Here is a 25,643-nt window from a genome sequence, read left to right as displayed (position 1 = left end):
CTCTGCCGGGCTTTCGGTACTGTCGGCGACGATGCACAAGACCCTGATCGTCACGAACGACTTCCCGCCCAGGCCCGGTGGCATCCAGGCGTTCCTGCACAACATGGCGCTGCGCCTGGACCCCGAACAGCTCGTCGTCTACGCCTCCACGTGGAAGCGGGGACGCGAGGGCGCCGAGGCCACGGCCGCCTTCGACGCGGAGCAGCCCTTCAAGGTCGTACGCGACCCCACGACGATGCTGCTCCCGACCCCGCGCGTCACGCGGCGCGCGGTCTCGCTCCTGCGGGAACACGGCTGCGAGTCGGTGTGGTTCGGGGCCGCGGCGCCGCTGGGGCTCATGTCACCCGCGTTGCGGAAGGCGGGCGCGCGGCGGCTCGTCGCCACGACGCACGGGCACGAGGCGGGGTGGGCGCAGCTGCCCGCGTCGCGCCAACTGCTCCGCCGCATCGGCGACTCGACGGACACGGTCACCTATCTGGGTGAGTACACGCGCTCGCGCATCGCCGCGGCGCTGTCGCCTGCGGCGGCCGGGCGGATGGTCCAACTGCCGCCGGGCGTCGACGAGAAGACCTTCCACCCCGGATCGGGCGGGGACGCCGTGCGGGCCCGCCTCGGCCTGACGGACCGTCCTGTCGTGGTGTGCGTCTCGCGGCTCGTGCCGCGCAAGGGGCAGGACACGCTGATCCTTGCCATGCCCCGGATTCTGGCGGCGGAGCCGGAGGCCGTGCTTCTCGTGGTGGGCGGCGGGCCCTACGAGAAGGAGCTGCGGAAGCTGGCCGCCGAGACCCGGGTCTCGGACTCCGTGCGGTTCACGGGGGCGGTGCCGTGGGAGGAGCTTCCCGCGCATTACGGCGCGGGTGACGTCTTCGCGATGCCGTGCAGGACCCGGCGGGGCGGCCTCGACGTGGAGGGCCTCGGCATCGTCTACCTGGAGGCTTCGGCGACGGGCCTCCCGGTCGTGGCCGGGGATTCGGGCGGGGCGCCGGACGCGGTGCTCGACGGTGAGACCGGCTGGGTCGTCCGGGGCGGCTCCCCGGAGGCGGCCGCTGACCGGATCGTCACCCTGCTCGGTGACGCGGAGTTGCGTCAGCGCATGGGGGAGCGGGGCCGGGAATGGGTGGAGGAACGGTGGCGCTGGGATCTCCTGGCGGAGAGGCTGCGGGAGTTGTTGTAGCGCCTAGTGGGTTGCTGCTGGGGGCTTGTTGCGCGGCTGACTGCCGTCATGGGCTGGCCGCGCAGTTCCCCGCGCCCCTGAAGGGGCGCCTGATGGGGTTGCCACGGGGGCTGGTCGCGCGGCTGACGGTCGTAGTGGGCTGAGCGCGCAGTTCCCCGCGCCCCTAAAGGGGCGGTGCCGCTGGGGGGCTGTTGCGTGACTGACTGCCGTCATGGGCTGGCCGCGCAGTTCCCCGCGCCCCCTACGGGGCGCTTGTCGCAGCCCCGGCTTTAGGGGCGCGGGGAACTGCGCGAGCAACCAGACGCGACCGGCAGTCGCGAGAGCACAGAGCCCCCCACGGCGAGTGGGCGGGCCCCGCCAACGCTACCCGCGGTAAATCGCCTCGATCTCGTCCGCGTAGTCCTTCGCGACAACATTCCTCTTCAGCTTCAACGACGGAGTCAAATGCCCCGACTCCTCCGTGAACTGGGAGGACAGGACACGGAACTTACGCACCGACTCCGCCTTGGAGACCGCCGCGTTGCCGTCGTCCACCGCGGTCTGGATCGCGGCAAGAAGATCCGGGTCGTCCCGAAGCGACGCCGCCGTGGAACCGGCCGGCTTCCCGTGGTCCGAGGCCCACCGGCCAAGGAACTCGTCGTCCACCGTGACCAGCGCCCCCACGAAGGGCCGCCCGTCGCCCACGACCATGCACTCCGCGACCAGCGCATGCGCGCGGATACGGTCCTCGATCACCGCGGGAGCGACGTTCTTGCCGCCCGCCGTCACGATGATCTCCTTCTTGCGGCCGGTGATCCGGAGGTAGCCGTCCTCGTCGAGCGTGCCGATGTCACCCGTGTGGAACCAGCCGTCGGCCAGCGCCTCTTCGGTCGCGCCCTCGTTGTTCCAGTACTCCGTGAACAGGTGCTCGCCGTGCAGCAGCACCTCGCCGTCGTCGGCGATCCGGACGACCGAGCCGGGCAGCGGCTGGCCGACCGTGCCGATCTTCTGGCGGTCCCAGGGGTTGAAGGCGGTGGCGGCGCACGACTCCGTGAGGCCGTAGCCCTCAAGGACGGTGAAGCCGATGCCACGGAAGAAGTGGCCGAGGCGCTCGCCGAGCGGCGCGCCGCCCGAGATCGCGAACTCGCCGCGCCCGCCGAGGACGGCCCGCAGCTTGCTGTAGACCAGCTTGTCGAACGTCTTGTACTTGATCTTCAGGCCGAGCGAAGGGCCGCTCGGGGTGTCCAGCGCGCGGCTGTACGCGATCGCCGTGTCCGCGGCCTTGTCGAAGATCTTGCCCTTGCCGTCGGCCTGCGCCTTGGCGCGCGCCGAGTTGTAGACCTTCTCGAAGACGCGCGGGACGCCCAGGATCATGGTCGGCCGGAACGAAGCCAGCTCGTCCGTGAGGTTCTTGACGTCGGGCGCGTGGCCCAGCTTGATCGGCGCCATCAGCGCGGCGACCTCGACCAGGCGGCCGAAGACGTGCGCCACGGGGAGGAAGAGGAGTACGGAGCACTCACCGGTGCGGAAGAGCGGTTTGAGGCGCTCCACCACGTTGCCGCACTCCGCGAAGAAGCTGCGGTGGGTGAGCACACAGCCCTTGGGGCGGCCCGTCGTGCCCGAGGTGTAGACGATGGTGGCCGGGTCGTCGGCGCCCGCGACCGCGCCGCGCTCGTCGACGGTCTCCTCGGAGACGTCGGCGCCCGCGCGGTTCAGCTCGTCGACGCCGCCGCGGTCGATCTGCCAGACGTTGACCAGATCGGGGAGCCGGTCGCGTACGGAGTCGACGGCCGCGCTGTGCGTGTCCAGCTCGACGATGATGCCCACGGCGCCGGAGTCGCCCAGGATCCACTGGATCTGCTCGGCCGAACTCGTCTCGTACACCGGCACGGTGACCGCGCCCGCGCTCCAGATCGCGAAGTCGAGGAGCGTCCACTCGTAGCGGGTGCGGGACATCAGGGCGACGCGGTCGCCGGGGCTCACCCCGGAGGCGATGAGCCCCTTGGCCGCGGCGCGCACCTCGGCGAGGAAAGTCTTGGCGTTGACGTCCTGCCAGGTGCCGTTCACCTTGCGGCCGATGACGGCGACATCCGGGTGCTGCGCGGCATTTCTGCGGACGATGTCGGTCAGATTGCCGTCCGCAGGGACCTCGTACAGGGCCGGAAGGCTGAACTCGCGCAAGACTGCTGCTCCTACATAGGGCGCCGGCGCCACGACGTTGTGCGATGCGACGGTGCGGTCCAAGATCGGGCAGGTGCTCCGTGGAAACTGGGGGGAAAGGGGGCTGGAGCACTACTGGACTGCCCGGACGTTACCCATGGGTATGGCTTGTTCGGTAGGGGGTCCGGGCCAGATGTTCGGTGCGTCACACGTCGTTGTGGTCTGAACCGCACAGTACGCCACGCCATTCCCGACTCGGAAGTAACCGCAGGTCCGCCCCCTTCTCAGTGCCTCTACCCACGTTTGCCCGCTCGTTCTAGGGTGATCGGCATGCCAGGTTTCCGGGTCAATGTGGTCAGTGACGTGCACGGCAACACGAAGGATCTCGCCCGCGCGGGCGAGGGAGCCGACGCGCTCATCTGTCTCGGTGACCTGGTTCTCTTCCTCGACTACGCCGACCACTCGCGCGGCATCTTCCCCGACCTCTTCGGCGAGGAGAACGCCGACCGCCTCGTCGAGCTGCGCACCGCCCGCCGATTCGACGAGGCCAGGGAGCTGGGCGCGCGGCTGTGGGCGGGCATAGACCGCGGGCCCGCCATCGAGAGCGCGGTCCGCAAGCAGTACGCCGAGATGTTCGCCGCCTTCCCCACACCGACGTACGCCACCTACGGCAATGTCGACATGCCGACCCTCTGGTCCGAGTACGCGGGCCCGGGCACCACCGTCCTCGACGGCGCGCGGGCCGAGATCGGCGGCCGCGTCTTCGGGTTCGTCGGCGGCGGCCTGCGCACGCCCATGCGGACGCCCTACGAGATCAGCGACGAGGAGTACGCGGCCAAGATCGAGGCCGTCGGCGAGGTAGACGTGCTCTGCACGCACATCCCGCCGGACGTGCCCGAGCTCGTCTACGACACCGTCGCGCGCCGCTTCGAACGCGGCAGCCGTGCCCTGCTCGCGGCCATTCACAAGACCCGCCCGCGATACGCACTTTTCGGCCACGTCCACCAGCCCCTGACCCGGCGGATGAGGATCGGGGCGACGGAGTGTGTGAACGTGGGGCACTTCGCGAGCTCGGGCAGGCCGTGGGCCCTGGAGTGGTGACAGTGGGCCACTTCGTGCGCGGTAGCCTTCACGCGTCACACACGTACACACCACCCCCCGTACCGGACCGCATCTGGAGGAGCCACAGCGATGGCGGAACACACCAGCTCGAGCATCACGATCGAGGCGGCACCGGCCGAGGTGATGGGGGTGATCGCCGACTTCGCGCGCTACCCGGACTGGACGGGTGAGGTGAAGGAGGCGGAGGTGCTCGACACCGACGACCAGGGCCGCGCCAAGCAGGTCCGCCTCGTCATGGACGCGGGCGCGATCAAGGACGACCAGACGCTCGGGTACACGTGGACCGGCGAGAACGAGGTCAGCTGGACCCTCGTCAAGTCGCAGATGCTGCGGTCGCTGGACGGTTCGTACCTGCTGCGGCCCGCGGGGACCGGCACGGAGGTCACGTACAAGCTGACCGTCGACGTCAAGATCCCCATGCTCGGGATGATCAAGCGCAAGGCGGAGAAGGTCATTATCGACCGGGCGTTGGCGGGCCTGAAGAAGCGGGTGGAGTCGGGTCCTCAGGCCTGACACCGCGGGGTGATCGGGTAGGTGGGCGGGGAAATTCCGCCGCGAAGCGGCGGTCTCGACTCACGTAACGTTCACCCTTATGCGCACCCTCCTCATCACCGGCCCCGGCGGCTCCGGCCGAACCACTGTCGCCGCGGCCACCGCGCTGTCCGCCGCCCGTGAGGGCAGCAGGACCCTCCTGATCACCGCCGACCGAGTCGACACCGGCACAGAGCAAGGCCTCACCGTCCGGCGCCTCACCCCCGGCGAAGAGTTCCGGGACGATCTCCTGGCCCTGCAGAACCGTGCCTCCTCCGCGCTGGACCTGCTCGGCGCCGGACGCCTCGAAGGCGAGGAGCTCACGCCCCTGCCCGGCAGCGACGAACTGGCCCTGCTGCGCGCCCTGCGCGACGCCGGGCAGGCCGCGTACGACACCGTGGTGGTGGACCTGCCCCCGGCGCCCCGCGCCCTCGCGGTCCTCGCGCTCCCCGAGCAGCTGCGCCGCTACCTCCGCAGGCTGCTGCCCCCAGAGCGGCAGGCCGCCCGCGCCCTGCGGCCCATGCTCGGCCGCATCGCGGGCGTCCCGATGCCCGCCTCCTGGCTGTACGAGACCGCGGACCGCTGGGACACCGAACTCGCCGCCGCGCAGGCCGTGATCGAGGACCCGGGCACGACGGTCCGCCTGGTCGCCGAGCCAGGACCCGCGGGCGCCGACGCCGTGCGCGCCGCCGCCACCGGCCTCGCGCTCCAGGGCCTGCGCACCGACGCCGTGCACGCCAACCGCGTCCTGCCCGACGACACCCCCGACACCTGGCTCGCCGAGCTCATCGCCCAGCAGCGCAAGACGCTGGCCGAGTGGGAGGAGACGTACGGCGACGGCCTTCTCCCGCTCCCGCACCTGGGCCGCGACGCCCGCGGTGCCGACGACCTGACCGCCCTCGGCGTGCCCGCTCCCGCCGCGGCTCCGGAAGCCGTGCGGTGGCCCGTCGTCGACGCCCTCGCCGACGACGGCGTACTGATCTGGCACATCCCGCTCCCCGGCGCCGTACGCGAGGAGCTCGGTCTGATCCGGCGCGGGGACGAACTCGTCGTCACCGCGGGCCCCTTCCGGCGCATGGTGACCCTGCCGTCCGCCCTGCGCCGCTGCACCGTCGCGGGGGCCGGACTGCGCGAGGGCGAGCTGAGGGTGCGGTTCGCGCCCGACCCCGATCTGTGGCCGCGGACACGGTGAACGGGCTACCGCCGTTCGGGTAACGTCGAGAGTACGAATCCATAGACCGTCCTGACCGTCCTCCGCGGGAGTCTGTCCGTCATGAGCGATGCCACCGAGCGCGAAGCGCCCGAACCCGAAGCGGCCAGCGCCGACGCCGACGCGTGGGAGAAGGCGTGCGCCGAGGATCTCGCGGCGGAGAAGGCCCGGCGCCGTGCCCAGTACGGGCCGCCGCCCGGATCGGCCGGCGAGGAGCTGCGCAAGCTCGTCGACGCCGTGTCGGAGAAGCTGTCCGGACTCCAGACGCCGTTGCTCGGCGCGGTCGCCCAGGGCGCCGTCGAGCAGACCGTCCGGCAGGTCGTCCAGCAGGCGAAGGCCGCCGTCGAACCGGTCATCGAGCGCAACCCCGACGTCTTCGACCACCTCGCAGCCGCCGGGGGTGAACTGCTCGCCGCGTACCGCTCCGCGGTCGAGGGCCAGGAGGGCCGCTGGACCCGCGGGAGCGACGCGGCGAAGGGCCCCGACCCGCGGGATGAGGGCCCCGGTCCCGCGGAACACATCGACCTGGACTGACTACCCCTCGGGTACGGTTGCCCATAGCGGGGCTCGACCGAAACTGAGGGACACATGGGACTCACCATCGGCGTCGATATCGGCGGCACGAAGATCGCGGCCGGAGTGGTCGACGAAGAGGGCACCATTCTCGACACCCACAAGGTGCCCACGCCGCCGACCGCCGAAGGCATCGTGGACGCGATCTGTGCCGCCGTGTCCGGGGCCGGCAAGGGGAACGACGTGGAGGCCGTCGGCATCGGCGCCGCCGGTTACGTGGACGACAAGCGCGCCACCGTTCTCTTCGCACCGAACATCGACTGGCGCCACGAGCCGCTCAAGGACAAGGTCGAGCAGCGGGTCGGCCTTCCGGTCGTCGTGGAGAACGACGCGAACGCCGCGGCCTGGGGCGAGTACCGCTTCGGCGCGGGCGCGGGCCACGAGGACGTCATCGTCATCACGCTGGGCACGGGCCTCGGCGGCGGCATCATCATCGGCAACAAGCTGCGGCGCGGACGCTTCGGCGTGGCCGCCGAGTTCGGGCACATCCGGGTCGTGCCGGACGGTCTCCTGTGCGGCTGCGGGAGCCAGGGCTGCTGGGAGCAGTACGCGTCGGGGCGCGCCCTCGTGCGGTACGGACGCCAGCGGGCCAACGCGACGCCGGAGGCCGCGGAGCTGCTCCTCGGCCTGGGCGACGGCACGGTCGAGGGCATCGAGGGCAAGCACATCAGCGAGGCGGCCCGGCAGGGTGACCCCGTCGCCGTCGACTCCTACCGCGAGCTGGCCCGCTGGGTCGGCGCGGGCCTGGCCGACCTGGCCTCGCTCTTCGACCCCTCCGCGTTCATCGTGGGCGGCGGCCTCTCCGACGAGGGCGAGCTGGTGCTCGACCCGATCCGCAAGTCGTTCCGCCGGTGGCTCATCGGCGGGCAGTGGCGTCCGCACGCGCAGGTGCTTGCAGCGCAGCTGGGCAACAAGGCGGGGCTTGTGGGCGCGGCTGACCTTGCTCGGCAGGGCTGAGCCACCGCTGATCTCGCGTTTCGTACGAGGCCCGCTGTCCCCTTTCGGGGGCGGCGGGTTTCGCCGTGACGGCACCCCGCAGCGCGTATCTTGATCCCCATGGTGACGCTGCCCAACTCCCGGACCGAAGACGACGGTTCAGCCGTGGTCCGGGTGCTCAGTTACAACATCCGGTCCATGCGGGACGACACCGACGCGCTGGCGCGGGTCATCGCCGCCTGCGCGCCCGACCTCGTACTCGTCCAGGAAGCGCCGCGGTTCTTCCGGTGGCGCAAGAAGCTGGCGCGGCTCGCCCGCGCCGCCGATCTGGTGATGCTCTCGGGCGGCGCCACCGCGTCCGGGCCCGCGCTGCTCTGCTCGCTGCGGGCCACCGTCGAACGGACCGAGGACGTGCTGCTTCCGCTCACGCCGGGACTGCACCGGCGCGGCTTCGCCACCGCTGTCGTACGGTTCGGTGGCGCCCGGCTCGGCGTCCTGAGCTGCCATCTGAGCCTGCAGACCGACGAGCGGTACGAGCAGGGCGGGATGCTGCTCGACCGGCTCGCCGGGATGGGCGTGGAGCACGCTGTCGCGGGCGGTGACCTGAACGAAAGGCCCAAGGGTCGTACGTTCCGCAGGATCGCCTCGGAGCTGCGGGACTGCTGGGCGACCGCGCCCTGGGGCGGCGAGAACACCTCGACGCCGGGGGATCCGCATCAGCGCATCGACGCCGTCTTCGCCACGTCGGGGGTCGAAGTGCTCGGCTGCGGCGTGCCGTTGGAGCTCGACGGGGTGAGCGAGGCGGATCTGCGGGCGGCCACCGACCACCTGCCGGTGCTCGCCGCCCTCAGGGTTCCGGCCGCCCGGGGCGCGTAGCCCCCTCAGACCACCGGCCCCTCAGACCACCGCGCCGCGGCCCGGGTCGTCGTCCTCCTCGTCGTCGTCGCCCTTCATCCGCGCCACCAGCGTGCCGAAGCCGCCGAGGAAGCCGCCGATGCTGAGCGTCGTCAGCCACCACGTCATCTGCCAGCCGAGCAGCACCGCGAGCAGGAGCAGCAGCGGGCCGCCGAGCACGGCGAGCCAGGCGAACTTCGCCGTGACGTCCGCGGCGGGCAGCGGCGGCGGCTCCGGCGGGACGAAGTGGCCCTCGTCGTCCGCGCCCAGGTCGTCGTCCGACGCCTCGGGGGCGGCGTAGTCACGCGGGCCGCCGCCCACGCCGGGGGCGAAGGAGACGGAGCCGCCGAGCGGCTTCTTGGACCCGGAGTCGTCCGGGTTCTCCGGGGCCGTGGGGTTCTTGACGCTCGTGTCGCCCGAGCCGGGCTTCTCGTTCGTCTCCGGTTCGAGCAGGGCCAGGTCCTCGATGGACTTGAACGGCTTGGCGCCCGGCGGGTCCGCCGGCTCCTGGCCGTACCCCGCGACGATCGCCTGCCAGGCCGCGTCCTCGTCGAGCGGCAGGCCCTGGCCCTCGGAGGGCTCCTCGCGCTTCTCGGGCTCGCGGCTCTCGTCGCCGTCGGGTTCGATTCGGTCCTGCTCAGCCACCGGTGGCCGTCCCTTCCTTACCGACACTGGGGGCGAGCCGGCCGATGAACGCGTAGCTCTCCTCGAAGATCCGGTCCGCATCGTGGTCCAACGTCGCGACGTGGTAGCTCTGTTCCAGGATGGTCTCGGTGACGTCCGAGGACGACACCCGGCTGAGGATCCTGGCCGAGTCGGCCGGCGGCACCACATGGTCCTGAGGGCTGTGCAGCAGCAGCAACGGCTGTGTCACCTGCGGCAGTTCACGGTCGAGCCGCTGGAAGAACCGGCGCAACGAGTGGGCGGCGTGCAGCGGCACCCGGTCGTACGCGAGTTCCTTCGAGCCCTCCAGGGCGATGTCGCTGGAGATGCCCGGCGTCGTGGGCACCAGATGCCGGGCGACCGGCAGGGCGTACGCGGCCAGGCCGTGCACCTTGTTCGCCGGGTTCACCAGGACGAGGCCACGGACCTCGTCGCCGTGCTTCGAGGCGAGCCGCAGGGCAAGCGCGCCGCCCATGGAGAGGCCGAAGACGAAGACATCCGTGCACCGCTCCAGGAGCCCGCGCAGCTCGCGCTCCACCTCCGCGTACCAGTCCTGCCAGCCGGTGACCTGGAGGTCCTCCCAGCGCGTGCCGTGCCCGGGAAGGAGCGGGAGCGAGACGGTCAGACCCTGCCCCGCGAGGTACTCCGCCCAGGGGCGCAGGGACTGCGGGGATCCGGTGAAGCCGTGACAGAGGAGGACGCCGACCTCGCCGCCCTCGTGGCGGTACGGCTCGGCTCCGGGGAGGACCGGCACTTCGGTCTCCTTCGTGAGATGTGGCTGCGGGGTGGGAGTACTTCACCGTACGCGACCGGACTGACACCGACCAGGGCCGTCGGGCCCTTTGGGCTTACTGCGGGTTAAGGTCTGATCCACACATAACAGGAGGCACACGGTTTGATCTACGGCGCAATGAAGGTCGCCATCGGAGGGCCGCTGAAGCTCGGCTTCAGGCCCTGGGTGGAAGGCCTTGAGAACGTACCCGCCGATGGACCGGCCATCCTGGCGAGCAACCATCTCTCCTTCTCGGACTCCTTCTTCCTGCCCGCGGTCCTCGACCGCAAGGTCACCTTCATCGCGAAGGCGGAGTACTTCACGTCCCCGGGCGTGAAGGGCAAGCTGACGGCCGCCTTCTTCAAGGGCGTGGGCCAGCTGCCCGTGGACCGCTCCGGCGGCCGCGGCGCGGGCGAGGCGGCCATCAAGAGCGGCATCGAGGTCCTGGAGCGCGGCGAGCTCTTCGGCATCTACCCGGAAGGCACGCGTTCGCCCGACGGGAGGCTCTACCGTGGCAAGCCCGGCGGCCTCGCGCGCGTGGCCCTCGCCACCGGGGCGCCCGTGCTCCCCGTGGCGATGATCGACACGGAGAAGATCCAGCCGCCGGGCAAGGTGGTGCCGAAGCTGATGCGGCCCGGCATCAAGATCGGCAAGCCGCTCGACTTCACCCGGTACCACGGCATGGAGCACGACCGGTTCGTCCTGCGGGCGGTGACCGACGAGGTCATGTACGAGATCATGAAGTTGTCCGGCCAGGAGTACGTCGACGAGTACGCGACGGCGGCCAAGCGCCGCCTCTCGGACGCGGCGAAGGCCGAGAAGGAAGCGGAGAAGAAGGCGGAGAAAGCGGCCGCGGCGGCCGAGAAGGAACGGTCCGGCGCGTAATCGCGTCGCTGTGAAGGGGAGCCGGGTGCGGGGGGAACGGCCGGGCGACCCGAGGGGGTGGGGGACATGACCAAGCGCGTCCGCGTCATGAGGATGTCGGTGGAGCAGCCGCTGTGGCGTGCCCTGACCGGCTACCGCGTACTGACGATGCTGTACGCGATCGGCCTCTTCGTGGCGGCGCACCAGAAGTTCGACCGCCCCTGGGTGGCCATCGGGTACTACGTGGTGCTCGCGGGATGGACCATCGGCACGCTGCCGAAGGTCGCGAACGCGGCCAGCTGCACCAAGCGGTTCCTGATCGCCGACCTGACCATCGCGCTGGTCGGCATCCTGCTCACGCCGGTCGCCGACTCGCACCAGCGGATCGTCCACGACGGCCCGACGCTGCCGTCGATATGGACGGCGGGCGCGGTGCTCGCCTTCGCGATCAAGGGAGGCTGGCGGTGGGCGGCGTTCGCGTCGGCGCTCGTCGGCGCCGCCAACATCGCGCAGCGCGGCAGGCCCACCCAGGACACGCTCCACAACGTCCTGCTCGTGTGCATCGCCTCCATCGCGATCGGATACGTCGTCGAGGTGGCCCGCGCCTCCGAGCGCACCCTCGCCCGCGCCCTGGAGATCGAGGCCGCGACCCGCGAGCGGGAGCGCCTGGCCCGTGACATCCACGACAGCGTGCTCCAGGTCCTCGCGATGGTGCAGCGGCGCGGCAGCGCGATCGGCGGCGAGGCGGCGGAGCTCGGCAGGATGGCGGGCGAGCAGGAGGTCGCGCTGCGCACGCTGGTGGCGGGCGGCCTGGTCCGGACGTCGCACGAGTCGGAGGACGCCTCGATGGGGGCCGTCGTCCGCGCGGTGGATGAGCCGGACGGCGACGCCGACGACGGAGACAGCTGTGACCTGAGGTCCCTGCTCTTCCCGTACGCGGGCGCCCGGGTGACCCTCTCGGAGCCGGGCGCTCCGGTCACCCTCGAGCCGAAGGCCGCCCGGGAACTGGCCGCCGCGGTCGGCGCCGCCCTGGACAACGTCCACCGGCACGCGGGCCCGGACGCCGCGGCCTGGATCCTGGTCGAGGACGAGCCGGACGCCGTGATCGTGACGGTGCGGGACGACGGCCCCGGCATCCCCGAGGGCCGTCTCGCCGAGGCCGAGGGCGAGGGGCGGCTCGGTGTCGCCCTGTCGATCAGGGGCCGGCTGCGGGACATCGGCGGCACGGCCGAGCTGATCTCGGTACCGGGCCAGGGCACGGAAGTAGAACTGAGAGTCCCACGGGGGAAGGCAGGAAAGGAACGATGAACGAGCACCGACTGCGGGATGCCGACGGCGGCGAGGACCCGGTCAAGGTCATGGTCGTCGACGACCACCCGATGTGGCGGGACGCGGTCGCCCGCGACCTCGCCGAGGCAGGGTTCGACGTGGTCGCCACGGCGGGCGACGGCGACCAGGCCGTGCGCCGCGCACAGGCCGCCGCACCCGACGTCCTCGTACTCGACCTGAACCTCCCCCTGAAGCCGGGCGTCCAGGTCTGCAAGGAACTTGTCAGCGCCAACCCCGCCCTGCGCGTCCTGGTCCTCTCGGCGAGCGGCGAGCACGCGGACGTCCTGGAGGCGGTCAAGTCCGGCGCCACCGGCTATCTCCTGAAGTCGGCATCCACCGCCGAGCTGACCGACGCGGTGCGCCGCACGGCCGTCGGCGACACGGTCTTCACGCCGGGCCTCGCGGGCCTCGTCCTCGGCGAGTACCGCCGTCTGGCGTCCGATCCGGCGCCCGGCGCCCCGGACGAGCCGAAGGCACCGCAGCTGACCGACCGCGAGACCGAGGTGCTGCGCCTGGTCGCCAAGGGCCTGAGCTACAAGCAGATCGCCGAGCGCCTGGTCATCTCGCACCGCACCGTGCAGAACCACGTGCAGAACACCCTGGGCAAGCTCCAGCTGCACAACCGCGTGGAGCTCGTGCGGTACGCGATCGAGCGGGGTCTCGACGACGCGTGAACCCTCGGGCAGCCCCTCGGCCGACCCCTCATAAGGGTGAACTCGCGTGATCAACTCCCCTGTAACGGCCAGGAATTGACCATCCGGACCGACCCTGAGTGACCTGTATCACCATTAGCGTGACTCGCATACAGGTCACTGAGGCGAAGGGACGTTTCCATGGCGGCCAAGAAAATCGGAGTACTGACCGGAGGCGGCGACTGCCCCGGGCTCAACGCCGTCATCCGAGGCGTCGTCCGCAAGGGCGTGCAGGAGTACGGCTATGACTTCGTCGGCTTCCGGGACGGCTGGCGCGGCCCCCTGGAGGGCGACACCGTCCCGCTCGACATCCCGGCCGTGCGGGGCATCCTGCCGCGCGGCGGCACCATCCTCGGCTCCTCGCGCACCAACCCGCTCAAGGCGGAGAACGGCATCCGCCGGATCAAGGAGAACCTCGCCAAGTACGAGGTCGAGTCCCTCATCGCCATCGGCGGCGAGGACACCCTCGGCGTAGCCGCGCGGCTCACCGACGAGTACGGCATCAATGTCGTCGGCGTACCCAAGACCATCGACAACGACCTCTCCGCCACGGACTACACCTTCGGCTTCGACACCGCGGTGGGCATCGCCACCGAGGCGATCGACCGGCTGCACACGACCGCCGAGTCGCACATGCGGGTCCTGGTGGTCGAGGTCATGGGGCGGCACGCGGGCTGGATCGCGCTGCACTCCGGGCTCGCCGGGGGCGCGAACGTCATCCTCATCCCCGAGCAGCGCTTCGACGTGGAGCAGGTGTGCGCCTGGGTGACCTCGCGGTTCAAGGCGTCGTACGCGCCGATCGTCGTCGTCGCTGAAGGGGCCATGCCCAAGGACGGCGAGATGGTCCTCAAGGACGGGACGCAGGACTCCTTCGGGCATGTGCGGCTCTCGGGCGTGGGGGAGTGGCTGGCCAAGGAGATCGAGGGGCGGACCGGCAAGGAGGCAAGGACCACCGTCCTCGGGCACGTCCAGCGCGGCGGGACGCCCAGCGCCTTCGACCGCTGGCTGGCCACGCGCTTCGGGCTGCACGCGATCGAGGCCGTGCGGGACGGCGACTTCGGGAAGATGGTCGCGTTGCAGGGGACGGACATCGTGCGGGTTCCGATCGCGGAGGCGACGGCGCGCTTGAAGACGGTGGACCCGAAGCTGTACGCCGAAGTCGGCGTGTTCTTCGGCTGAGGAGCGCCCCGAAGGGGCGCGGGGAACTGCGCGACCAGCCCCCGGCGACCCGCAGGAGAACAACACCTGGACGGCCCCCGGCCCACGCCGGTTTCGGGGTGCCGTCCCTCTGGGCGGTACATACACTCGGCCCCATGGAGATCCTCGCCTTCGGCGTGCAGGCCGATGAGAAGCCGCTGATCGAGAAGGCCTTCGAGGCGCACCACGACGTCCGCTGTCTGGACGTCTTCCTCACCGAGGACACCGCCCCCATCGCCGCCGGCTACGAGATCGTCTCCACCAGCGTCAACGCCGATCTCGGCAACCGCGTCCTGCAGACCCTCGCGGCCGGCGGGACGCAGATGATCGCCCAGCGTTCCACCGGGTTCAACAACATCGACCTCCTGGTCGCCGAGCGCCTCGGCTTCACCATCGCCCGCGTCTCGTACTACTCGCCGTACTCCGTAGCGGAGTTCGCCTGGACCCTGGCGATGGCCGTCAACCGCCGCATCGTCCGCGCCAGCAACCGCACCCGCGACTTCGACTTCAGGCTCGACGGTCTGATGGGCCGGGACCTGCGGGGCCGCACGGTCGGTGTGCTCGGCACCGGGAAGATCGGCGAGGCGTTCACCCGGATCGCGCACGGCTTCGGGATGAAGCTGCTCGGCTGGGACGTCGCGGAGAACCCCGCGTGCGTCGAGCTCGGCATGAAGTACGTCGCGAAGGACGAGCTCTTCACGGAGGCCGACCTGATCAGCCTGCACGTCCCGCTGCTCCCCGCGACGCAGCACATCATCGGCGCCGACGCGCTGCGGATGATGAAGGACGACGCGATCCTGGTGAACTCCAGCCGGGGCGGCCTGATCGACACCGACGCCCTGGTCTCGGAGCTGCGGATGGGGCGCTTCGCGGGCGTCGGGCTCGACGTGTACGAGGCGGAGGCCGGGCTCTTCTTCCTCGACAAGTCACTGGAAGCCATCGAGGACGACACCCTGGCCCGACTGGTGACGTTCCCGAACGTCGTGGTCACCTCGCATCAGGCGTACTACACCGTGGACGCGGTCGGCCAGATCATCGACACCACGGTGCAGAACGTCCTGGACTACAGGGAGGGCCGCCGCAGCGAGAACGTGCTGGTCCCGGCGGCCCCCACGGCTTAGACGAGCACCCCGGACAGCAGTTCCCGCACGATCGCCGTGCCGCGCAGCGAGAGCACCGACTCCGGGTGGAACTGGACCCCCACGAAGCCGGGCCCCCGCAGCGCGTGCACCTCTCCCGTGGCCGTGTCCCTGCTGACCTCGATGCCGTGCGCGGCCAGTTCCAGTGCCGTCTCCTCGTCGCAGTGGGCCACGAAGCTGTTGTAGAAACCGACCGTCTCCGGCCGCCCGAACAGGTCGATCCGCGTCTGGGCGCCCTGGTACGGGACCTCCTTGCGGACGATCTCCAGGCCGAGCTCGGCGGCCAGGAGCTCATGTCCGAGGCAGACACCGAGGACGCCGTGGCGGTGATCGCGGATCACCTCGGCGGCCAGTGAGCGCAGGAAGGTCATCTTCGGGTCGCTGGGGTCCGACGGGTCGCCGGGGCCGGGGCCCAGGACCAGTGGGCCCTCGTGGGCGAGCGCCGCTTCCCGCAGGCCCGGCTCGTCGTAGCGGCGTACGGAGACGGTGAGGCCCGATGAGCGCAGCAGATGCGCCAGCATCGCCGTGAACGTGTCCTCGCCGTCGATCACCAGGGCGTGCCCGGTCAGCTCAGCCGTCTGTTCCTGCATCCGCAGCCAGAACGGCGCGAGCCCGGCCCGTCGGCTGTCCAGGGCTGCCCGCACCCGCGGATCGTCGGCCAGAGCAGGGCGTACGTGCTCGTCGCGGGGCCTGCCGGGACGCACCCCGAGGGCGGCGAGGACGCCCGCCGCCTTCGCGTGCGTCTCGGCCACCTCGCCCGCCGGGTCCGAGCCGCGCACCAGCGTCGCGCCCACCGGGACGCGCAGCTTTCCGTCCGCGGAGATGTCGGCGGTGCGGATCAGGATGGGGGAGTCCAGGGTCTGCGCGCCGCCCGCGTCGCGGCCGATGAGGGCGAGGGCACCCGCGTAGTAGCCGCGCCCGCCCGCTTCGTGGCGCTCGATGACGCGGCAGGCGTTCTGTACGGGCGAGCCGGTGACGGTCGCCGCGAACATCGTCTCCTTCAGGACCTCCCGCACGTCGAGCGAGGACTTGCCCCGCAACTCGTACTCGGTGTGCGCGAGATGGGCCATCTCCTTGAGCCTCGGCCCGACGACGACACCGCCCATGTCGCCGACGGTGCACATCATCTTGAGCTCCTCGTCGACGACCATCGACAGCTCCTCGGTCTCCTTGCCGTCGGCGAGGAAGCCGAGCAGATCGTCCGCCGTGGGCCCTTCGGCCGGGTAGCGGTAGGTCCCGCTGATCGGGTTCATGACGACCGTCCCGCCGGACATCCGCACATGCACCTCGGGGCTCGCCCCGACGAGCGTCCGCTCCCCGGTGTGCACGACGTACGTCCAGTAGGCGCCGCGCTCGCCCACGAGCAGCCTGCGGAAGAGGGCCAGGGCGTCCGCCCTGGAGAAGCCGGGGATCTCGCCCTCGTACGTACGCCGGATGACGAAGTTCGCGCCCTCGCCGCGCCCGATCTCCTCGCGCAACACCCGCCCGACGATCTCCCCGTAGGCCGCGTCGTCGACGTCGAAGGCCCCGCCCTCGACGCGCACGTCATGGGTGGGCAGCGCCGACAGGGCTTCGGCGAACGGGAGTTCGTACGTCTCGTCGGGGGTCAGGACCGCGAGCGGCGTGCCGTCGTCGCGCACGTCGAATCCGCGCTCCCTGATCTGCCGGAAGGGAATCAGGGCGAGGCCCTGGTCGGGGATGTCGGCGAGCCGGTCGTACGTGCCGACAGCGCCGATCAGGACCTCGACCGTGTCCTGGTCGTGGCCGGGCGTGCGGCGGCGGAGCACGGCGAACGGACGGTCGTCCGTCAGCAGTCCCGCGAGCTGGTTCGGGATGTCCATCGGGTCTTGTTCCTTCTCACTCGGAGAGGAACGGCCCGGCCCGGAGAACCCGCTCCGGAAAACACTGAAGGCCGCCCCTCGGGCGGCCTTCGCGAGTCTCGATACGCGCAGAATCAGTGGGCCGCCGGATGAGCGGGCCACCACCAGTTTCGGTTCGTCTGCGCGTGCATGTTCCGCACCCTAGCGCATCATCAGGACGTCCAGGGCTTCGTCCAGATAGGCGTCGAACTCGTCGGACGCGGGCAGCGCCGACGGCACCGCGTGCCCGAGCTGCGCGTGCCCCAGATAGACCGTGTACGCGAGCAGCCCGCGGCGCCGCGCCTCCGGTCCGGGGAAGCCGAGCCCGGCGAAGAGCCCGGCGACGTACGCCACCCGGCGCTCGGTCACGCGGCGCAGGACCTCGGCGACCTGGGGGTGCGAGGCGGTCGCGAGGAGGGCGACCTCCAGGGGGTCGGAGGTGGCCGACGCGATGGCCTCGCCGAAGAGGAGGCGGATGCGCCGCCGGGGGTCGGGCTCGGCCTCGACCTCCTCGATCATCTCCTCGGTGTTGGTCTCCGCCCAGCGGTTCAGGGCGGCCTCGATGAGCGCGGCGCGGTTGGCGAAGTGCCAGTAGAAGCTCCCCTTGGTGGTGCCGAGCCGGACGGCCAGGGGTTCCACGGCGACGGCGGCGATACCGCCCTCGCCGATCGCGGTGAGGGCGGCGTCCGCCCAGTCCTGAGCGGTCAGGCGGGGCTTCGTCGCGGGCTTCTTCTGCTGCCGTTGCACCATGGCCATACGGTACCGTATGGTCGACCATACGCCAGCGTATGGAGGTGCGCGATGAGCACGGTACTCAACGAACACGAGCGCGTGATCGAGGCTCCGGCGGAGGTCGTCGGCGCCCTGCTGGACCGGCTCTCCGCCGATGACGACCCGATCTTCCCTACGCCGGCCTGGGCGGCGATGACCTTCGACCGCCCGCTCGCCGTGGGCGCGACCGGCGGCCACGGCCCGGTCCGCTACAGCGTCACGGAGTACGAGCCGGGACGCCGCGTGCGCTTCGCCTTCACGCCGCCGGACAACGGCTTCCACGAGCTGACCGTCGAGCCGATGGGGGAGGGGCGCTGCCGCGTCCGCCACGTCCTGGAGACCGAACTGCTCGGCGGGAACCGCCTGTTGTGGCCCGTCGTCGTCCGGCCCTTGCACGACACGATCATCGAAGAGGTCTTCGACAACATCGAGCGGGCCGCCGCTGGCGGCTGCGCGCGCCCCGTCCGGTGGTCGCCCAGGGTGCGGCTCTACAACCGGCTCATGTGGAGCCGCCCCGAGACCGTCGGCATCCCGGAGGCCGCCCGCCTGATCCGCACCGCCGTCGACCGCCCGGGCTACGAGGACGCGTACCGCATGGAACTGCTCCCCGGGCAGCCGCGCGACCCGGAGGCCTGGACCGGCATCCTGCGCGACGCCTTCCCCGTGATCGCCCGCGAGGGCGGTGAACTGCTCCTGGAGGTGGAGGCCGCGGGCCTGACCGCCCGCGCCTCGATCCTGGTCGACGGGCGCCACGTCACGCTCAGCACCGCGGTGCGGGCCGACGCCCTGCGCAGCCGGGCCTACTGGAGCGTGGTCAAGCACGTCCACCCCTTCATGGCCCGCATGATGATGCGCCGCACGCACCGGAAGCTTGCCCTGGCGACACCGGCAGCCGGTGAGCGGGAGCTGGAGCGCCGGCGCTCGGCTGTGTCGGGTCCGTCTCACTTGGTGAGCGGGTGAATGGACGGCGGACATCACCCCGTAATGTTGTGGGGGTGACCGTGAACGCTAAGACCACCCCTACCGGTGGCAACACCTGGCGAGACCTTCCCGCGGCGCAGCAGCCCGAGTACCCCGATGCCGAGGCTCTGCGCGATGTGATCGCGGACCTCGAGTCGTATCCGCCGCTCGTCTTCGCGGGCGAGTGCGACCAGCTGCGCGCCCGACTGGCCTCCGTCGCCAAGGGAGAGGCGTTCCTGCTTCAGGGCGGCGACTGCGCCGAGGCCTTCGACGCGGTGTCGGCCGACCACATCCGCAACAAGCTGAAGACGCTGCTCCAGATGGGCGCCGTCCTGACGTACGCGGCCTCCGTGCCCGTCGTGAAGGTCGGCCGCATCGCGGGCCAGTACTCGAAGCCGCGCTCCAAGGGCACCGAGACCCGCGACGGCGTGACCCTGCCGACGTACCGCGGCGACTCGGTCAACGGCTTCGACTTCGACGAGAAGTCCCGCGTCCCGGACCCCGAGCGCCTGAAGCGGATGTACAACGCGTCCGCGTCGACGCTCAACCTCGTGCGCGCCTTCACCACCGGCGGCTACGCCGACCTGCGCCAGGTGCACGCCTGGAACCAGGACTTCGTGAAGTCGTCCCCGTCGGGCCAGCGGTACGAGCAGCTGGCGCGCGAGATCGACAACGCGCTCAACTTCATGCGCGCCTGCGGGACGGACCCGGAGGAGTTCAAGACCGTCGAGTTCTACGCCTCGCACGAGGCGCTGCTCCTCGACTACGAGTCGGCCCTCACCCGCGTGGACTCGCGCACCGGGCGGCTCTACGACACCTCGGCCCACATGGTCTGGATCGGTGAGCGCACCCGTCAACTGGACGGCGCGCACATCGAGTTCGCCTCCAAGGTCCGCAACCCCATCGGCATCAAGCTCGGCCCGACGACGACCCCGGAGGAGGCGCTGCAGTACATCGAGCGCCTCGACCCGGACCGTGAGCCCGGCCGTCTGACCTTCATCGTCCGCATGGGCGCCGACAAGGTCCGCGACAAGCTCCCGGAGCTCGTCGAGAAGGTCACCGCCTCCGGCGCGACCGTCGCCTGGGTCACCGACCCGATGCACGGCAACACCTTCGAGGCGGCTTCCGGTCACAAGACCCGCCGCTTCGACGACGTGCTCGACGAGGTCAAGGGCTTCTTCGAGGTCCACAAGGCGCTCGGCACGCACCCGGGCGGCATCCACGTCGAGCTCACCGGTGACGACGTCACCGAGTGCGTGGGCGGCGGCGACGAGATCTTCGTCGACGACCTGCACCAGCGCTACGAGACGGCCTGCGACCCGCGCCTGAACCGCAGCCAGTCCCTGGACCTGGCGTTCCTGGTGGCGGAGATGTACCGCGACCAGTAGGTATTCCCGTAGGACGCGGCGGTGGGGCACGGATCCATGTGATCCGTGCCCCACCGGCGTACCGGGGGCTTTTGTGGACCCGAGGGCGTGGGTAAGGTTAGGTTAGCCTCACCGATTAATCGGGACGGCGCCGCCGATAAGTCCTGTCCGGGAGGTGAACCGCGTGTACGTCTGCAACTGCTTCGGGGTCACCGAGGCGCAGGTGAAACAGCACGCGGCCGACGGCGCCTGCACGCCCCGCCAGATAGCGTCCGCCAGCAAGGCGGGCACCGACTGCGGTTCGTGCGTACGCAGCATTCAGGCGCTCCTGGGCCGGGGCACGTGTCCCCGCAGGGAGCTGGCCGACCAGGGCGCGCCCGTCCTCACCGGCTTGGACGCAGGCCTGGATACCGGTCTGGACACAGGCCTGGACGAGGCCGCCTAGCCCGCTTGGCCCGCGTCAGCTCTCCGGCTGCTCGATGAGCTGCGAGATGTAGAGCGGCTCGCCCAGCTTCTCGACCAGTTCGAGCTGAGTGTCGAGGTAGTCGATGTGGTGCTCCTCGTCCTCCAGGATCGACTCGAAGATATTCGCGGAAGTGATGTCTCCCTTGCCGCGCATCACCTCGATCCCGCGCTTGAGGCGGTCGATCGCCTCGGCCTCGATCTGCCGGTCGGCCTGGAACATCTCCGTGACGGTCTGACCCACGCGTACGTGGAAGAGCCGCTGGTAATTGGGCAGGCCGTCGAGGAAGAGAATCCGGTCGGTCAGGATCTCCGCGTGCTTCATCTCGTCGATCGACTCGGACCGGGTGTATTTGGCGAGCTTGGGCCAGCCGAAGTTCTCCTGCATCTTGGCGTGGAGAAAGTACTGGTTGATCGCCGTGAGCTCGGCGGTCAGCTGCTCGTTGAGAAACTCGATGACCTCGGGGTCGCCCTGCATCGCAGAGGCTCCTTCCACGTGGTAACTGGGCAGGTTCCGCGCATCTTTGCACCGGTGCGAGAGACCGTCCAGTAAGTGCACGCTTAGTAGGAGTTGCCCCAATCGGCGTCCGGGCGGCCTCTGTCGGAGGCCTCCTGGTCACGTCCACCTACCCGGGTCTGTCAGGATGGACACATGGGTCAGTCGGCGGATCGCGCATCTCGGGAAGCAGTGGAGCCGGAGCTCCCACCGGGGCAGCGACTGCAGAGGGGCTGGCCGGTCACCCACTACGGCCCGGTGCCGAAGTTCCGCCCGGAGCGCTGGGAGTTCAGGGTCTTCGGGGCCACCGCCGACGGGGCCAAGCACTGCTGGACGCACGAGGAGTTCTCGGCCCTTCCGTACGCCACCGTGGTCGGCGATCTGCACTGCGTCACGAAGTTCAGCATGCTCGGCGCCGAATGGGGCGGTGTGCCCGCGCGAGCGCTGCTCGAGATCGCCCCGCCCGCGCCCGACGCCACCCATGTGATGGTCTGGGCCGAGTACGGCTTCAGCTCCAATCTGCGCATGGCCGACTTCATGGACGAGCGCACGATTTTCGCCACCCACAAAGGGGGCGAGCTGCTGACCGCGGAGCACGGATTCCCGCTGCGGCTCGTGGTGCCCCACCTGTACGCCTGGAAGGGCCCCAAGTGGGTCCGCGGCGTCGAGTACATGACCGCCGACCGCCGCGGCTTCTGGGAGGAGCGCGGCTATCACAACGTCGGCGACCCCTGGACCGAGCAGCGCTACTCGTACCAGGAAGAGCCCGGGGACGGCCCCGAGCTCTGATCTCCTGGCGGCTGTGGTCAGTGGTGGTACTGGTGCACCACGGCGTGGCCCTTGCCGCGGCCGATCATCCACTTGTTGACCGGGACCGTGATCACGAACGCGGCGGCCAGCGCGATGGCGAGGATCCACCAGAACATCGGGTCCGACAGGTGGGCGTCCATGGCTCCCGGCCAGAACGCGATCACGCCGTTGTCGATCAGCTCCATCACCGCGATGGACAGGGTGTCCGCAGCGAGCGCGACCCGGAACGCCGTCCTGAAATCGACGCCCGCCTTGAGGATGCCGCGCAGGGTCAGGGCGTATCCGAAGAAGAAGGCCAGGGTGATCGCGAGGATCATCGTCTGCACGTTGCCCCAGCCGAGTGCGGTACCGATGATCATGCCGAGGACTTCGCCGATGGCACAGCCGGTGAGGCAGTGCAGGGTGGCCTGGGCGGCCGTGCGCCAGCTGACCTTGCCCATGCCGTGGTGCCCCTCGTGGCCGTGGTGCGCGTGCTCGGCGTGAGTGTCGTGACCGTCATGAGTGTCGTGACCGTGCTGCATGAGAATCCCCCAACGTCGGATATCGGTTCCTGCCGCCTGGCAAGAACCGTATACCCCTAGGGGGTATTCCTCAAGAGGTCCCGGGGGTCACTGGATGCTCCTGAGCTCCTTCAGTCGCGCCACGTCCGCCGCGTGCCCCTCCTTGCCGCCGGGCGTCTCGATGATCAGCGGTACGTTCTCGGTCGCGGCGTGGGCCATCAGCTCCCGGAAGGGCTCCTCGCCGATGTGGCCGGTGCCGATGTTCTCGTGGCGGTCCTTGTGGGCGCCGACCACGTCCTTGGAGTCGTTGGCGTGCACCAGCTTCAGGCGGCCCTCGCCGACGGTGTCGACGAGGAGGTCCAGCGTCTGCTTCATGCCGCCGGGGCCGGCGAGATCGTGGCCCGCCGCGAAGATGTGGCAGGTGTCCAGGCAGACGCCCAGCTTCGGGTGGGCGTCGAGCGCGTCGAAGTACGGTCCGAAGTCCCAGGTGCGGGAGCAGAGCGAGAAGCCCTGGCCCGCGGTGGACTCCAGGAGGAGGAACGGGTCGTCGTCGTGCGTCAGCTCGTCGAGCAGCGGCAGCATCCGGTCGCGCACCTGCTTCAGAGCGACGGCGCGGTCCCGGCCGCCGGTCGCGGAGCCGGTGTGCACGACGACGCCGAGCGCGCCGATCTCACGGCCCCGGCGCAGCGAGTGGCGCAGGGACTCCACGGACTTCTCGGCGGTCGCCTCGGTGTGCGAGCCGAAGTTGATGAGGTAGGGCGCGTGGACGTACGCGGGAATCCCCTCGGCGGCGCAGGCCGCGCGGAACTGCTCGTCCTGCTTCGGATTGCCGGGCGGGGTGGCCCAGCCCCGCGGATTGGCCACGAAGACCTGGACGGCCTCCGCGCCCAGGTCACGGGCGTACGAAAGCCCTACGGACGCGAGACCGCCGGCCACGGGGACGTGGCCGCCGACGGGATTGCGGGACGAGGCGACGCGGGGCGGGGTGCTGGGGGACTTGTTGCTGCTCACACGCTCAAGGGTGGCATGCGAGCGTGAAGGGTCGGGCCCCGCAGGGGCGCGGGGAACTGCGCGACCAGCCACAGACGGCCCGCGGCTCGGAACAGGCAGGCCACCCGCGCACGTCCGCGGGCCCGCGCCGGGGGCCCGGACGTATGCCACAGGCCCCCGGCCAGGATCAGCGGATCTCGATGGTGATGCTGGACCCCTTGGGGGCCTCCTCGCCGCCCTCCACCGACTGGCCCTTCACCGTGTCCCCGAAGATGCCGAGCAGGCCGCGGTCCTCGTCGACCTCGAACCCGGCGTCCTCCAGCTTCTGCGTGGCGTCGTCGACGCTCATGCCCTCGACGTCCGGGACCTCGATCATCTCCGGGCCCTTGGACAGCGTCAGCGTGACCGTGTCGCCCTCGGCGAGCCGCTTCTGGTCCTCCCTGGGGGACTGGTCGACGACCGTGCCCTTGTCCTCCTCGGAGTGGACCCGCTTCGTGGCGATCTTCACCTTGAGGCCCAGGTCCTCGAGCTCGGCGGTCGCGTCGGCCTGGGAGTCGCCCGTCACGTCCGGGACGTCGACCTCGGGGCCCTTGCTGACGACCATCGCGATGGCGGAGCCCGCCTTGCGCTTGGTGCCCGTCCTGGGGTCCGTGCTGATCACGGAGCCCTTGCGCACCTCGTCGCTGAAGGCCTTCGTCGTCATGCCGGGAGCGAGCCCGGCGTCCTTGAGCTTGTTCTTCGCCTCGGCGAGCGGGCTGCCCTTGAGGCTCGGGACCTTCACGATCTCGGGGCCCATCGAGACGGTCAGCGTCACCGCGCCGTTGTCGCGGATGCGCTCGCCCGCCTTGGGGTGGGTGGCCATGACCGTGCCGCGCTTGTCGGTGTCGCTGTACGCGCGCTTGACGTCGTCGACCTCCAGACCGGCTTCACCGAGGCGCTCCTTGGCCGCCGACTCGGTCTTCGCCAGGAGCGGCGGGACCTTCGTGAACTGGCCCGAGTTGATGTACCAGACACCGGCGCCGAGCCCAAGGGCGAGGAGGACGGCGGCGACCACCGCGAGCACGCGGCCGCGCGGGTTGGGGCGCCTGCGGTCGGGGGCGGCCGGTGGAGCGGGCGGCGGCGTCGCCAGGACGCTCGTGCGGTTGAGCTGGTCCTGCCGGTGCCGCTGGTCCTCGTCGCCGTCCGTGGGGAGCGGCAGCTGCACGGACCGCCCCGCGCGCGGGATCACGCTGGTGCGGTCGTCGGAGTTGTCGTGGCCGGGCTCCGCCGGGTGCGCCTGCGGCGGCACCGCGTCCAGCTGCTCCACGGAGAGCGCGGCCCGCGCCGCCCTGGCCTGCCCGAGGAGCGCCACCGCGTCGTGCGGGCGGACGTCGGGCGTGCGGGCCGTGGCGGAGGCCACCAGGTCGTCGAGCTCGACGGCGAGCCCCGGGACGGCCGCCGAAGGGGGCGGCACGTCCTCGTGGAGGTGCTGGTAGAGCACCTGGGCGGGCGACTCACCGGAGTGCGGCTTGGCGCCGGTCAGCATTTCGTAGAGCACGACGCCGCACGCGTACACGTCCACGCGCGTGTCGGCCGTGCCGTGCTCTATCTGCTCGGGAGCGAGATAGGAGACGGTGCCGAGGACCGTGCCGGTCGTGTTCGTGACGGTGTCCACCGCGCGCACGAGCCCGAAGTCGGCGACCTTGACCCGGCCGTCATCCCCTATGAGGACGTTCTCCGGCTTCATGTCGCGGTGCACGAAGCCCGCGCGGTGCGCGGCGCCGAGCGCGGCGAGGACCGGCTCCAGGATGTCGAGGGCCGCGCGCGGCTGCAGGGCGCCGCGCTCGCGGAGCACGTCACGCAGGGTGCAGCCGGCGATGTACTCCATCGCGAGATAGACGTACGCACCGTCGGCGCCCTGGTCGTACACCCCCACCACGTTCGGGTGCGCGAGCCGGGCGACCGACTTCGCCTCGCGGATGAAGCGGTCGACGAAGGAGACGTCGGCGGCCAGCGTCGGGTGCATCACCTTGAGCGCGAGCACGCGGTCGAGGCGGGTGTCCACGGCCCGGTAGACCGTGGCCATCCCGCCGACCGCGATCCGCTCGTCCACGCGATAGCGGCCGTCGAGCACCTGCCCGACGAGCGGGTCCTGAAGGGTCGTGTCCACGCAGGGAGTCTACGAGCCACCGCTGACACGGTTGCCCGCCCGGG

At 70.8% G+C, this 25,643-nt stretch carries 26 protein-coding genes; 16 read left to right on the top strand and 10 right to left on the bottom strand.

What is annotated here, in order from left to right:
• Positions 1–31 precede the first annotated feature (31 nt).
• Complete coding sequence (locus ACWGI2_RS10745) at positions 32–1,174, top strand: glycosyltransferase family 4 protein (protein ID WP_453694936.1); 1,143 nt, start codon at positions 32–34, stop codon at positions 1,172–1,174.
• A gap of 363 nt (positions 1,175–1,537) precedes the next feature.
• Here ACWGI2_RS10745 and ACWGI2_RS10740 read toward each other — a convergent pair whose 3' ends face one another.
• Positions 1,538–3,334 carry an AMP-dependent synthetase/ligase gene (locus tag ACWGI2_RS10740; protein ID WP_453694935.1) on the bottom strand — a complete coding sequence of 599 codons (1,797 nt, stop codon included), beginning with the start codon at positions 3,332–3,334 and terminating at the stop codon, positions 1,538–1,540.
• 330 nt (positions 3,335–3,664) lie between these two features.
• On the opposite strand from ACWGI2_RS10740, the gene ACWGI2_RS10735 reads away from it, so the two are divergent.
• From ACWGI2_RS10735 to ACWGI2_RS10710, 6 genes are all read left to right on the top strand, one after another.
• A complete protein-coding gene (locus ACWGI2_RS10735) occupies positions 3,665–4,414 on the top strand; it encodes a metallophosphoesterase family protein (protein ID WP_453695712.1) in 750 nt (249 codons plus the stop codon).
• 90 nt (positions 4,415–4,504) lie between these two features.
• A complete protein-coding gene (locus ACWGI2_RS10730; protein ID WP_453694934.1) occupies positions 4,505–4,948 on the top strand; it encodes an SRPBCC family protein in 444 nt (147 codons plus the stop codon).
• Between the two features lie 79 nt (positions 4,949–5,027).
• A complete protein-coding gene (locus tag ACWGI2_RS10725) occupies positions 5,028–6,158 on the top strand; it encodes an ArsA family ATPase (protein WP_453395095.1) in 1,131 nt (376 codons plus the stop codon).
• Positions 6,159–6,239: 81 nt separating this feature from the next.
• On the top strand, positions 6,240–6,710 hold the full coding sequence (locus ACWGI2_RS10720) for a DUF5304 domain-containing protein (RefSeq protein WP_453395094.1): 471 nt from the start codon (positions 6,240–6,242) through the stop codon (positions 6,708–6,710).
• 54 nt (positions 6,711–6,764) lie between these two features.
• Complete coding sequence (locus tag ACWGI2_RS10715; protein ID WP_160504577.1) at positions 6,765–7,706, top strand: ROK family glucokinase; 942 nt, start codon at positions 6,765–6,767, stop codon at positions 7,704–7,706.
• A 99-nt stretch (positions 7,707–7,805) separates the two neighbouring features.
• The gene (locus ACWGI2_RS10710; protein ID WP_453694933.1) at positions 7,806–8,561 is read left to right on the top strand and encodes an endonuclease/exonuclease/phosphatase family protein; all 756 of its coding nucleotides are present in this window, start codon (positions 7,806–7,808) and stop codon (positions 8,559–8,561) included.
• A gap of 21 nt (positions 8,562–8,582) precedes the next feature.
• Here ACWGI2_RS10710 and ACWGI2_RS10705 read toward each other — a convergent pair whose 3' ends face one another.
• The gene (locus tag ACWGI2_RS10705) at positions 8,583–9,224 is read right to left on the bottom strand and encodes a hypothetical protein (protein WP_453694932.1); all 642 of its coding nucleotides are present in this window, start codon (positions 9,222–9,224) and stop codon (positions 8,583–8,585) included.
• Positions 9,217–9,996, bottom strand: a complete 780-nt coding sequence (locus ACWGI2_RS10700; protein ID WP_453694931.1) for an alpha/beta hydrolase — start codon at positions 9,994–9,996, stop codon at positions 9,217–9,219. Before ACWGI2_RS10700 ends, ACWGI2_RS10705 begins: the two co-directional genes overlap by 8 nt.
• Positions 9,997–10,152: 156 nt before the next feature.
• On the opposite strand from ACWGI2_RS10700, the gene ACWGI2_RS10695 reads away from it, so the two are divergent.
• From ACWGI2_RS10695 to ACWGI2_RS10675, 5 genes are all read left to right on the top strand, one after another.
• Positions 10,153–10,899 carry a lysophospholipid acyltransferase family protein gene (locus ACWGI2_RS10695; RefSeq protein ID WP_453395874.1) on the top strand — a complete coding sequence of 249 codons (747 nt, stop codon included), beginning with the start codon at positions 10,153–10,155 and terminating at the stop codon, positions 10,897–10,899.
• A gap of 66 nt (positions 10,900–10,965) precedes the next feature.
• Positions 10,966–12,186: a MacS family sensor histidine kinase gene (gene macS, locus ACWGI2_RS10690; RefSeq protein WP_453694930.1), complete on the top strand. Its 1,221-nt coding sequence runs from the start codon at positions 10,966–10,968 to the stop codon at positions 12,184–12,186.
• Positions 12,183–12,881 carry a response regulator gene (locus tag ACWGI2_RS10685; protein WP_453395089.1) on the top strand — a complete coding sequence of 233 codons (699 nt, stop codon included), beginning with the start codon at positions 12,183–12,185 and terminating at the stop codon, positions 12,879–12,881. Before macS ends, ACWGI2_RS10685 begins: the two co-directional genes overlap by 4 nt.
• A gap of 159 nt (positions 12,882–13,040) precedes the next feature.
• The gene (locus ACWGI2_RS10680; RefSeq protein ID WP_453694929.1) at positions 13,041–14,078 is read left to right on the top strand and encodes a 6-phosphofructokinase; all 1,038 of its coding nucleotides are present in this window, start codon (positions 13,041–13,043) and stop codon (positions 14,076–14,078) included.
• A 134-nt stretch (positions 14,079–14,212) separates the two neighbouring features.
• Positions 14,213–15,217, top strand: a complete 1,005-nt coding sequence (locus ACWGI2_RS10675; protein WP_453395087.1) for a 2-hydroxyacid dehydrogenase — start codon at positions 14,213–14,215, stop codon at positions 15,215–15,217.
• Here ACWGI2_RS10675 and ACWGI2_RS10670 read toward each other — a convergent pair.
• The 3 genes from ACWGI2_RS10670 to ACWGI2_RS10660 all read right to left on the bottom strand — a co-directional run bounded on the left by ACWGI2_RS10670 (position 15,214) and on the right by ACWGI2_RS10660 (position 17,850).
• The gene (locus ACWGI2_RS10670; RefSeq protein WP_453694928.1) at positions 15,214–17,076 is read right to left on the bottom strand and encodes an anthranilate synthase family protein; all 1,863 of its coding nucleotides are present in this window, start codon (positions 17,074–17,076) and stop codon (positions 15,214–15,216) included. The genes ACWGI2_RS10675 and ACWGI2_RS10670 overlap by 4 nt on opposite strands.
• A gap of 113 nt (positions 17,077–17,189) precedes the next feature.
• Positions 17,190–17,246 (bottom strand): trp operon leader peptide, encoded by a 57-nt coding sequence (locus ACWGI2_RS10665; RefSeq protein WP_361046300.1) that lies wholly within the window; start codon positions 17,244–17,246, stop codon positions 17,190–17,192.
• A 10-nt stretch (positions 17,247–17,256) separates the two neighbouring features.
• Entirely contained in the window at positions 17,257–17,850 is a 594-nt protein-coding gene (locus ACWGI2_RS10660) for a TetR/AcrR family transcriptional regulator (protein ID WP_453694927.1), read from the bottom strand.
• Between the two features lie 45 nt (positions 17,851–17,895).
• Between ACWGI2_RS10660 and ACWGI2_RS10655 the strand changes: the two genes are divergently transcribed.
• The 3 genes from ACWGI2_RS10655 (at position 17,896) to ACWGI2_RS10645 (ending at position 20,637) form a co-directional block, all read left to right on the top strand.
• Complete coding sequence (locus ACWGI2_RS10655) at positions 17,896–18,825, top strand: DUF2867 domain-containing protein (RefSeq protein WP_453694926.1); 930 nt, start codon at positions 17,896–17,898, stop codon at positions 18,823–18,825.
• A 35-nt stretch (positions 18,826–18,860) separates the two neighbouring features.
• Complete coding sequence (locus ACWGI2_RS10650; RefSeq protein ID WP_453395083.1) at positions 18,861–20,213, top strand: class II 3-deoxy-7-phosphoheptulonate synthase; 1,353 nt, start codon at positions 18,861–18,863, stop codon at positions 20,211–20,213.
• Between the two features lie 154 nt (positions 20,214–20,367).
• Positions 20,368–20,637 carry a (2Fe-2S)-binding protein gene (locus ACWGI2_RS10645; RefSeq protein ID WP_453694925.1) on the top strand — a complete coding sequence of 90 codons (270 nt, stop codon included), beginning with the start codon at positions 20,368–20,370 and terminating at the stop codon, positions 20,635–20,637.
• A gap of 15 nt (positions 20,638–20,652) precedes the next feature.
• On the opposite strand, the gene bfr is transcribed toward ACWGI2_RS10645, so the two are convergent.
• Positions 20,653–21,132: a bacterioferritin gene (gene bfr, locus ACWGI2_RS10640; RefSeq protein WP_160504564.1), complete on the bottom strand. Its 480-nt coding sequence runs from the start codon at positions 21,130–21,132 to the stop codon at positions 20,653–20,655.
• A 174-nt stretch (positions 21,133–21,306) separates the two neighbouring features.
• Here bfr and ACWGI2_RS10635 point away from each other — a divergent pair, with 174 nt between their 5' ends.
• Positions 21,307–21,939 carry a sulfite oxidase-like oxidoreductase gene (locus ACWGI2_RS10635; protein WP_453395081.1) on the top strand — a complete coding sequence of 211 codons (633 nt, stop codon included), beginning with the start codon at positions 21,307–21,309 and terminating at the stop codon, positions 21,937–21,939.
• A gap of 17 nt (positions 21,940–21,956) precedes the next feature.
• Here the strand turns inward: ACWGI2_RS10635 and ACWGI2_RS10630 are convergent, their stop codons facing one another.
• From ACWGI2_RS10630 to pknB, 3 genes are all read right to left on the bottom strand, one after another.
• Entirely contained in the window at positions 21,957–22,481 is a 525-nt protein-coding gene (locus ACWGI2_RS10630; RefSeq protein ID WP_453694924.1) for a DUF4396 domain-containing protein, read from the bottom strand.
• Between the two features lie 87 nt (positions 22,482–22,568).
• The gene (locus ACWGI2_RS10625) at positions 22,569–23,471 is read right to left on the bottom strand and encodes a deoxyribonuclease IV (protein ID WP_453694923.1); all 903 of its coding nucleotides are present in this window, start codon (positions 23,469–23,471) and stop codon (positions 22,569–22,571) included.
• A gap of 166 nt (positions 23,472–23,637) precedes the next feature.
• Positions 23,638–25,599 (bottom strand): Stk1 family PASTA domain-containing Ser/Thr kinase, encoded by a 1,962-nt coding sequence (gene pknB, locus ACWGI2_RS10620; protein WP_453694922.1) that lies wholly within the window; start codon positions 25,597–25,599, stop codon positions 23,638–23,640.
• Between the last annotated feature and the right edge of the window lie 44 nt (positions 25,600–25,643).

This window comes from Streptomyces sp. NPDC054866 (assembly GCF_053610745.1).
Note: the sequence above shows the minus strand (reverse complement) of the source record. Positions and strands in the feature narration are given on the sequence as shown.

Coding starts and splice junctions, on each gene's coding strand:
- ACWGI2_RS10695 (WP_453395874.1), top strand. CDS start 10,153: ATGAAGGTCGCCATCGGAGGGCCGCTGAAGCTCGGCTTCAGGCCCTGG.
- ACWGI2_RS10745 (WP_453694936.1), top strand. CDS start 32: ATGCACAAGACCCTGATCGTCACGAACGACTTCCCGCCCAGGCCCGGT.
- bfr (WP_160504564.1), bottom strand. CDS start 21,132: ATGCAGGGCGACCCCGAGGTCATCGAGTTTCTCAACGAGCAGCTGACC.
- ACWGI2_RS10630 (WP_453694924.1), bottom strand. CDS start 22,481: ATGCAGCACGGTCACGACACTCATGACGGTCACGACACTCACGCCGAG.
- ACWGI2_RS10730 (WP_453694934.1), top strand. CDS start 4,505: ATGGCGGAACACACCAGCTCGAGCATCACGATCGAGGCGGCACCGGCC.
- ACWGI2_RS10715 (WP_160504577.1), top strand. CDS start 6,765: ATGGGACTCACCATCGGCGTCGATATCGGCGGCACGAAGATCGCGGCC.
- ACWGI2_RS10685 (WP_453395089.1), top strand. CDS start 12,183: ATGAACGAGCACCGACTGCGGGATGCCGACGGCGGCGAGGACCCGGTC.
- ACWGI2_RS10710 (WP_453694933.1), top strand. CDS start 7,806: ATGGTGACGCTGCCCAACTCCCGGACCGAAGACGACGGTTCAGCCGTG.
- ACWGI2_RS10670 (WP_453694928.1), bottom strand. CDS start 17,076: ATGGACATCCCGAACCAGCTCGCGGGACTGCTGACGGACGACCGTCCG.
- ACWGI2_RS10720 (WP_453395094.1), top strand. CDS start 6,240: ATGAGCGATGCCACCGAGCGCGAAGCGCCCGAACCCGAAGCGGCCAGC.
- ACWGI2_RS10655 (WP_453694926.1), top strand. CDS start 17,896: ATGAGCACGGTACTCAACGAACACGAGCGCGTGATCGAGGCTCCGGCG.
- ACWGI2_RS10725 (WP_453395095.1), top strand. CDS start 5,028: ATGCGCACCCTCCTCATCACCGGCCCCGGCGGCTCCGGCCGAACCACT.
- ACWGI2_RS10675 (WP_453395087.1), top strand. CDS start 14,213: ATGGAGATCCTCGCCTTCGGCGTGCAGGCCGATGAGAAGCCGCTGATC.
- ACWGI2_RS10680 (WP_453694929.1), top strand. CDS start 13,041: ATGGCGGCCAAGAAAATCGGAGTACTGACCGGAGGCGGCGACTGCCCC.
- macS (WP_453694930.1), top strand. CDS start 10,966: ATGACCAAGCGCGTCCGCGTCATGAGGATGTCGGTGGAGCAGCCGCTG.
- ACWGI2_RS10635 (WP_453395081.1), top strand. CDS start 21,307: ATGGGTCAGTCGGCGGATCGCGCATCTCGGGAAGCAGTGGAGCCGGAG.
- ACWGI2_RS10660 (WP_453694927.1), bottom strand. CDS start 17,850: ATGGCCATGGTGCAACGGCAGCAGAAGAAGCCCGCGACGAAGCCCCGC.